This is a genomic window from Lyngbya sp. CCY1209, assembly GCF_035615495.1.
GTDB lineage: Bacteria > Cyanobacteriota > Cyanobacteriia > Cyanobacteriales > Microcoleaceae > Limnospira.
Genome location: NZ_JAJENU010000196.1, coordinates 1 through 7,858, shown reverse-complemented (window position 1 = coordinate 7,858; position 7,858 = coordinate 1). Strand labels below are relative to the sequence as shown.

Sequence of the window (7,858 nt, the reverse complement as noted above, 5' to 3'; positions counted from 1 at the left end):
GTCAGTTAAGACTTAGGCTGGTCAGCTACCTAAAGGAGAGGCATGAAGCCCCGTCTCTTTAGAGCGGGGTGCTGACAGTATCATCCCTCACTGCGCGCTGCCAACTGGCTCAACCGTGACTTGGAAACAACAGGTAACAGGTTTGTCGGCAGCGTTCTGAGCTTGAAAATCCAGCGTTCCTATCGTATCGTATCACGCGGGACGGGGGGGTGGGGAAATGTTGCCCAACAGAACCGATCGACTCGCCCCGGTGACGGCGGGCAAATTGCCGGGAATGCCCAGAAGGCGCCAGTAGGCGAGGACGGCGAAGGCGATCGCTTCTTTGAAGTCCCCATCCACGCCCATTTCCGTGGTCGTCTGGATGGGAATTGGGGCGAAAAGCCGTTCGAGGCGCGATCGCAGGTAGCGGTTGTGAGAGCCGCCCCCGCAGAGGAGGACGCGATCGGGTTGTCGGGGCACAAACCGGCGGTAACTGTCGGCGACGGAGGCGGCGGTCAGTTCGGTGAGGGTGGCCAGGAGGTCGGCGGGGGTGAGGTGGCGGGATTCGGCGTCTTGTAAACACTCTCGCAAATAGTCGGGGCCGAAGACTTCCCGCCCAGTGGATTTGGGGGGCGGGGTTCGGAAAAAGGGGTGTTTGAGCCAACGTTCCACCAGTTCGGTGTCGGGCGTGCCGGCGGCGGCCCAGGCCCCATCGCGATCATAGGTTTGTTGGCCGCCGGAGAGGTATTCGACGGCTAGATCTAACAGGGCGTTGCCCGGTCCGGTGTCCCATCCCCGCACGGGTTCAGATTCTCCCCGTTTTCCCGGTGGCAGGGCGGTGACGTTGCCGATGCCGCCGAGGTTTTGAATGCAGCGATATTCGGCGGGGTGGCGGAGGAGGTGGGCATCGACGGCGGGCACCAGGGGGGCGCCTTCCCCCCCGGCGGCGAGGTCGGCGGCCCGGAAGTTGCTGACGGTGGGGATTCCGGTTTGGTAAGCGATCGCCTCCCCCCGGCCGAGTTGGACGCTGCAACCCAGGGGCATCTCCGCGCCCGAGTCGGGCGGTCGGTGGTAGACGGTTTGTCCGTGGGAACCGATCGCCTCAGCGGGTCGGGTTGGGTCTTGGATGGCCAGGGCGGCTCGGGCAAATTCCCGGGCGATGGCGTCGTCCAAAGCGACCAGTTCGGCCACCGAGAGGGGTTCGCCCCCGCACACCGCCAAAATCCGCGATCGCAGTTCCGGCGGATAGGGGTAGGTCGCCGCCCGCAGACACTCCACCCGCAAATCGGCCGTCCCCCCGCCGATCTCGACGAGGGCGGCGTCGATGCCGTCGGCGGACGTACCGCTGATCAAACCGATGACGCGGGTCACGGGCCTAAGATCCGATCAGGATCACGACCACCGTGATGTTGTCCCGTCCCTCGCGATTTTTCGCCTCGTCCACCAGGGCTTGGGTGGCCGCTTCGCAGGCGCGGATGGACTTGAGCTGGTTGGCGATCACCGAATCGGGCAACTCTTCCGTCAGGCCGTCGCTGCATAATAATAAGCGATCGCCGTCCTTGACCTCCATCGGCAAGATCTCGATGTGAGCCAAATCCTCCCGCCCCAGACATTGGGAGAGGACGTGGCGCCAGGGGTGGACCCGAGCTTCTTCCGGCGTCAGGTCGTTGCGCTTGACCGCCTGGGCGACCCAGGTCTGGTCTTCAGTGACTTGGGTGAGGGTGTGGCCGCGCAACTGGTAGAGGCGGGAATCCCCAACGTTGGCGCACCAGGACTGCTCCTCGCGGAACAGGGCGACGACGCTCGTCGTCCCCATGTCAGCCCGTTCGGGATGGTCAATTTGATCTTGGAGGATGGCGCGGTTAGCCGCAAGGAAAGCTTCCTTGAGCAAGACCGGGGAAGGGTCGGAAGAATCCCACTGGGAATTCAGGTAGTCCGAGATGGTCTGAGCCGCAATTTGACTCGCTTCCTGACCCCCGGCGTGTCCGCCCATCCCGTCCGCCACGATGAAAAATCGTCCATCCGGATCGATGTGGTAAGCGTCTTGGTTGACCTTCCGAACCTTTCCCGTATCCGTCAAACCGGCGAAATAGCGTTTCATAAATTGGCTGTTCGAGTTGTTTCTCTCCTTGCGGAAATCAATTATAAATTTTTTTTATCTGACCACCCCAGGGACCCGGACGATCGCGAATCCCGCCCGGTGCCTACAGCATCCGATCAAAGCGATCGATCCGCCGCAGGAGTCGGAGAAAGGCGATGCCGACGATCAGCGCCAACAGGGCGACGACGAGGGCTAACCACACTTTATCACTAATGAACAAGAGTGTCGCCGAGAGTGTGAACGTACCGACCAACAAAACGTAATTGGTTCCCATCTGGACGTTCCCCACCCGGCGCAGGAGGCGGTCGGTTTCCGTGGCGCGGACCCGCATCCGCAGGTCGCCCTGCTCCAGTTTATCCAGGGTTTGCTCGATGCGCCCCGGCAATCCCAGGGCCGTCGAACTCACCTGAGCCGCCTGCCGCCCGATTTCGTTGATGATGCTGTTGGCTGTTTCAGAACTGTTTCCATTGGACATGAGCTGCATGGCAAACGGTTGTGCCACCTCCATAAAGTTAAAATCCGGGTCGAGTCCTTTCCCTACCCCTTCCAAGGTGGAAAACGCCCGCATCACGAAGGTAAAAGTCGCGGGAAAGCGGAAGGGTTGGTCGTAGGCGATTTCGTAGAGGTCGTCGCTGATGGCGGCGATGGACTGCTCCTCGAAGGGCTGGTCCATGAAGTGGTCTAGCATATACTGGACCGATCGCCGCACCGGCCCCATGTCCCCCGTCGGGGCTAGGGCGCCCACTTCGATCAGGGATTTCACCACGCGATCGGCATCTTTTTGGGCGATGCCGAATAGGGTTTCCATCAATTTTTCCCGCAGGTTGGAGGTGATGCGCCCCATCATCCCGAAATCGTAAAAAATCAGCTCTCCCTCGGGGCTGACGGCGATGTTCCCCGGGTGGGGGTCGGCGTGGAAAAAGCCGTCGTTGAGGAGCTGCTGCAGGTAGGCCTTGGCCCCCATCTGCGCCAGTTGTTTGCGGTCTAACCCCGACGCTTCGATCGCCTCGTAGTTGCTGATTTTGATGCCGGGGATATATTCGAGGGTGAGGACTCGCGGGGAGGAGAACTGCCACCACACCCGGGGCACGTGCACCCATTTGCACTGGCGGAAGTTGCGGCGGAAGGTGTCGGCGTTGCGGCCCTCGTTGAGGTAGTCGATCTCTTCCCACAGAATCCGACAGCATTCGTCGTAAATGCCGATCCAATCCCGGCCCCGGCCCCATTTGGGGTGATTTTGAAAATAGCGGGCGATGCCCCGCAGGATGGCTAGGTCGATTTCAAACAGTTGTTTGAGTCCGGGCCGTTGCACTTTCACCACCACATCGGCGCCGTTGTGCAGTTGGGCATGGTGTACCTGGCCGAGACTGGCGGCGGCCAGGGGAACCGGGTCGAAGCTGCGGAATAACTCCGGGACGGATTTGCCAAAATCCTGCTCGATGATTTCCACGCACTGCTCGTAGCGGAACGCCGGAACCCGGTCTTGCAGTTTCGAGAGTTCTTCGACGTATTCGCCCGGAAATAGGTCCGCCCGGGTGGAGAACAGTTGGCCAACTTTGATAAAGGTCGGGCCGAGATCCAGCAAACTTTCCCGCAGCCAGATCGCCTGCTGTCGCCGTCGGGCCAGCATTTTTTCTTCGCTGTAACCGCCGACGTAGCTCCACTGTTTGCTGTCTCTCCACATCCAGCCCAGCCACAACAGCACGAACGCCCAAATATCGACGAAGCGCCGTTTGCGGGAGTACCGTTTTCGGTTCCAACGGTAGGCCTTTTCTCCGTAGGATTTCTCAGTGGCCGGCGCCACTGCATTTTGGCGGATCTGTTGGGTGTTCCGGCGGGGATGAATCGAGTCATCAATGGGAACAGACACTCGAGTTTCCAAATTGTGTTTCCAGCTAATCTATCGGGTTGGGTGAATCGGAAAAAGTTGCGGGGTCGGGAGTCCGGCTGAAGCCTAGGCTCGGTTGCGGTAGAGCTGCAATTCGGAGCGCAGTTCGGCAATTTCGGCCCGCAGGTCGTCGATGATTTCTTGCAGGTCCACCGAGCCGGCGGGGGCGGTGCCGTCAACCGTTCCGGAAGTGGCAATTCCCCGGCTCATTTCCTCTTCTTGTGCCCGCCGCATCACCTCGGCGGCGAATTCTCGCAGGCGTTCCCGCTGCTCGGCGTCAAATTTTCCCAAATCGCTCAGACCGCCGGAGAGCAGGTTTTCGATTTGCTCGTAAAGTCCTTCGGCCAGGGCTCTGCCCACGAAGAAAGAATGAACGGCTGGCTTGCTCATAAAAAAAGTTTTGCTAACTTCCGTAACAAATTATAACGCGATCGCTCCTCAATGCACCGGCGCCGGGGGAGGAAATCCGGGGAGAAAATTCCCGCCGGCGAGTCCGGGCGGGGGATCGGGCGATCGCGATCGCGCCAATTCCCCGAAGGCCGCCTCTCTCATTTTTGGGAGTTCAGATTTCAGATTTTAGATTCTTCCCCGCCCATCCCAGACCACTCCAACTCCGGCTCGGGGGCACCGGCGGGCGGGAACTCGTCCCAGCGCTTCGTCCCGGTTTCGGGGGCGGGGTCGGCCGATCGCGATTCTTCGGGAGTCCAAGGCTCGGAGGGTTCGGCCGGCGGGAGGTCGGGCAACTCCCGCTCCCAACTGGGGGTGGCGGGCGCTTCGGGGGGGGTCGCGTCCCAAGTCGGCGACGGTTCGGCGTAGGACTCCGGAACCGCCGGGGCGGCCGGCTCAGGCGGCTGATAGTATGGGTACTCCTCCTCGGGAATCTCGGGGAGGCGATAACTGTCGTCCGCCGGGGGGTCGAGGGGGGGATACTCTTCCCAATCGGAATAACCGTTGGAATCGAGTTCCGACCGTTCCGGCGGCGTCTCGGAAGCATAATAATCCGGAGTTTCGATCGCTTGGGGGGACTCGTAGACGTCGGGGAACGGTTCACTTTCCCATTCTTCGTAGGCGACATCTTCGAGCAGTTCCCCCACGTCCGTACTGCCGTCCCCGAGCAGTTGGAGTTCTCCGATGCCGTCCCACTCGGAATCCGGTTGTTTGCCCACCAAGTCGGGTTCTTCAAAGATCGGTTTGGAGGGGTCGAGTACCAACCGCTCCCCCCCGTCCCCCGACGGGTCGAACCCGGGGTCGAATTGGGCGACGAGGCCGTCGCCGTAGCGCCGCGTCACTTCAAATCCCACCCACCCCGAGATCACGGCCGTGAGGACGAACAGCGGCGCGACCCGGAGCCGGGAGAGTTTTCTCATTTTCGGTCGGGGTGGCGGCGGTTTGGGCCGTTGTTCTTCTCGGGCGGCCGGGGGTGGCGGCGGCGGGGCCGGCGGGCGATATTCCTCCCGGACGGCCGGGGCGGGTTCAGGGGTACAGAGGATGTCGAGCCATTCGCCGATGCTCGACGGACGCCGCCCGGGTTGCAACTCCAACCCCCAGCGGACCGCCTCTTCGACGGCCGGGTTCAGGTCGGGTTGGAACTGGCGCAGGCTCGGTTTTTTGGTGTGGAGCAACTGTTCGGTCAGGTGGCCGGCGCACAGCGGAGCCTCCAACGGCGCCTCCCCCGTCAACAGATAATATAAGATCGCCGAAAGTCGGTAGATGTCGGTGCCGGGGGTCGGTTTTTCGTGGGGGAGGTACTGTTCGAGGGCCGCAAATCCTCCCCCCAGGGCGCGGTTGGGGACGTGGCGGTTGGCGGTGTCGGGTTGCAGGTAGCTGCCCACCCCGAAATCGGCCAGCATGGCCAGACGGCTGCCGCCACGGCGGATAACGGAGGTCGGCTGCAGGTTGCAGTGGAGGAGTCCCTGCCGGTGGGCGATGTCGAGGGCCGATGCGATTTGGCGGATGTAGTGGACGGCCTGGGGCGCCGGGAGGGGATGTCCGGGCCGGACGAGGGTTTGCAGGGATTCGCCGGGGACGAACTGCATGACGATGAAGGGATATCCTCCCTCCTCGAACAGGTCGAGGACCCGCACCAGGTTGGGGTGCTGGCACAAACTCCACCGCTGGGCGATCGCGATCGCCTGATGTCGCAGTTGGGAGATGTCGTGCTGCCCTCCGGGTTGCCGGGAAAGGGTTTTGATGGCGACGGTTTGACCGATGTGCAGGTGGGTCGCCCGGTAGGTGACGCCGAATTCCCCCCGTCCCAGGACGCGATCGAGCCTGTACTTGCCATGTTGAAGGATGGTTTGAGTCGCTGAGTTCATCTGCCGACGTGCCAATTTTCCCCCTAAAGTTAGTCGATTTGTGGCTCTGAGGCAATAACGCTAGGGTACATCGCCCGTTTGATAGTCTACATCTTGTTTTCGGAATTGTAGCCCCTCGGGGGGGAGTGGAGGGAGCGGAGGGAGCAACGGGTGGAGCATCCAAACCGCTTGGGAATTAATTCCCAAGCTAATAGCGAAAATCATCTGAAGATGATTGGGGAATATGTGCGGATCTGATATCAACTGGCCTCCGGTCGCCTCCGGTCGCCTCCGGTCGCCTCCGATCGCCCGCCTATCCCCGATCGAGTACGATTGGAGGAAGTGACTCGGCGCGATCGCACCCCATACCATGAAAGAAATCGAGCAGGTCGCCGCCGCTTTGGATCGTCAGGACTATCGAGGCGCGGCAAAGTTACTCAAGCAATTGCAAAAACAGTCCCCCCAAAATCCCTGGGTGAAACTCTACATCGGGCGCTGGTACGAAGCCACCGACCAACTCGAATCCGCCGAAAAAGTCTACCGCAAACTGCTGCAAACCGCCAGCCACCCCAAAATTATCGGCCAGGCCCGCGACGGGGTGAAGCGGTTGGAGGCCATCGAACAGCAACGGCGGCAAGATGCGATCGCGCAAACGAAGGCGGACCCCCGCAGCGGTGAGCCGGCGGTGCTGATCCTCGAACCGGTCGAACCGGAACGCAAACCCGAGGTCGCCAAAATCCTGGCTCGCCTCCTCAAAACCGACGCCTACAGCGCCAGGATGCAGCTCCAGAGTCGCGGCTGGCGCCTGTACCGGACGGGGGAATTCGGGGAGTTGGGGGTCTACGGTCGGGAAATGCTCGACGCGGACATCCCCGTATTTTGGGCGTCTTTGGCTGACATCGACAGTCTGCACGTCTTCCGTGTCTCCCACATCCAGTCCCTCTCGCCCCAACCCGCCGTCGTCTGCCGGGACGAAACCGATCGCCTCGGCGCCCTGAGTTTCGACTGGTCCGAGGTGGCGGCGCGGGTGGAGGGGTTGCTGCCGCTGTTCGTGGAGACGATGGACTACGACCCCCGCCGCCAAAAGAGCGATCGCTTCCGCCACCGAAAAATTACCCAGGACTACGCCAAAATCTACGACCTCCACCTTCCCGGACGCCGCTCGATCCTGCGATTGTGCGACCAAACCTACGAGTTCCAAAAGGGGGTCCAATTCAACCCCGACGCGGCCGCCGAAGCCCCCACTTCCCCCACCCGACAGACGGCCCGCCTCCAGTGGAACCGCCTCATCGAAACCTTCGACCTCAACCTCGAAACTGCCCCCCTGTGGTCGGAATTTACCCCTTTCGCGGAGACGACCCTGGACTACACCCAACTCTTGAGCCGCATCACCTCCCACGTCGATTTGGAGCGAAAAACCGAAACCCCCTGGGACCCGGCTTTTCAACTCTACAGCGGTTTGGTTTATTTGAGGGAATAATTGAGAATTGAGAATTGAGAATTGAGAATTGAGAAATTCCTCACGAGGATAGTCGGGAGATTGGAAGCCCCGTCTCTTCAGAGCGGGGATGAAAATCGACTCGAGCGGCTTGAGCC

6 protein-coding genes are annotated in these 7,858 nt (G+C 61.2%); 1 reads left to right on the top strand and 5 read right to left on the bottom strand.

Annotation, left to right across the window (positions count from 1 at the left end):
• Positions 1 to 192 precede the first annotated feature (192 nt).
• The 5 genes from LKE08_RS03400 to LKE08_RS03380 all read right to left on the bottom strand — a co-directional run bounded on the left by LKE08_RS03400 (position 193) and on the right by LKE08_RS03380 (position 6,283).
• On the bottom strand, positions 193 to 1,350 hold the full coding sequence (locus LKE08_RS03400; protein WP_324702789.1) for an anhydro-N-acetylmuramic acid kinase: 1,158 nt from the start codon (positions 1,348 to 1,350) through the stop codon (positions 193 to 195).
• Between the two features lie 4 nt (positions 1,351 to 1,354).
• Positions 1,355 to 2,080 carry a protein phosphatase 2C domain-containing protein gene (locus LKE08_RS03395; RefSeq protein ID WP_324702788.1) on the bottom strand — a complete coding sequence of 242 codons (726 nt, stop codon included), beginning with the start codon at positions 2,078 to 2,080 and terminating at the stop codon, positions 1,355 to 1,357.
• A gap of 103 nt (positions 2,081 to 2,183) precedes the next feature.
• Positions 2,184 to 3,950 (bottom strand): AarF/ABC1/UbiB kinase family protein, encoded by a 1,767-nt coding sequence (locus LKE08_RS03390; RefSeq protein ID WP_324702787.1) that lies wholly within the window; start codon positions 3,948 to 3,950, stop codon positions 2,184 to 2,186.
• 84 nt (positions 3,951 to 4,034) lie between these two features.
• Positions 4,035 to 4,358 (bottom strand): DUF6825 family protein, encoded by a 324-nt coding sequence (locus LKE08_RS03385; protein WP_324702786.1) that lies wholly within the window; start codon positions 4,356 to 4,358, stop codon positions 4,035 to 4,037.
• Between the two features lie 179 nt (positions 4,359 to 4,537).
• The gene (locus LKE08_RS03380) at positions 4,538 to 6,283 is read right to left on the bottom strand and encodes a protein kinase (protein ID WP_324702785.1); all 1,746 of its coding nucleotides are present in this window, start codon (positions 6,281 to 6,283) and stop codon (positions 4,538 to 4,540) included.
• A 349-nt stretch (positions 6,284 to 6,632) separates the two neighbouring features.
• Between LKE08_RS03380 and LKE08_RS03375 the strand changes: the two genes are divergently transcribed.
• The gene (locus LKE08_RS03375; protein WP_324702784.1) at positions 6,633 to 7,742 is read left to right on the top strand and encodes a tetratricopeptide repeat protein; all 1,110 of its coding nucleotides are present in this window, start codon (positions 6,633 to 6,635) and stop codon (positions 7,740 to 7,742) included.
• Positions 7,743 to 7,858 lie beyond the last annotated feature (116 nt).

Bases quoted from the DNA above. Each gene is read 5' to 3' on its own strand.
- LKE08_RS03385 (WP_324702786.1), bottom strand. From the start codon at position 4,358: ATGAGCAAGCCAGCCGTTCATTCTTTCTTCGTGGGCAGAGCCCTGGCC.
- LKE08_RS03395 (WP_324702788.1), bottom strand. From the start codon at position 2,080: ATGAAACGCTATTTCGCCGGTTTGACGGATACGGGAAAGGTTCGGAAG.
- LKE08_RS03380 (WP_324702785.1), bottom strand. From the start codon at position 6,283: ATGAACTCAGCGACTCAAACCATCCTTCAACATGGCAAGTACAGGCTC.
- LKE08_RS03375 (WP_324702784.1), top strand. From the start codon at position 6,633: ATGAAAGAAATCGAGCAGGTCGCCGCCGCTTTGGATCGTCAGGACTAT.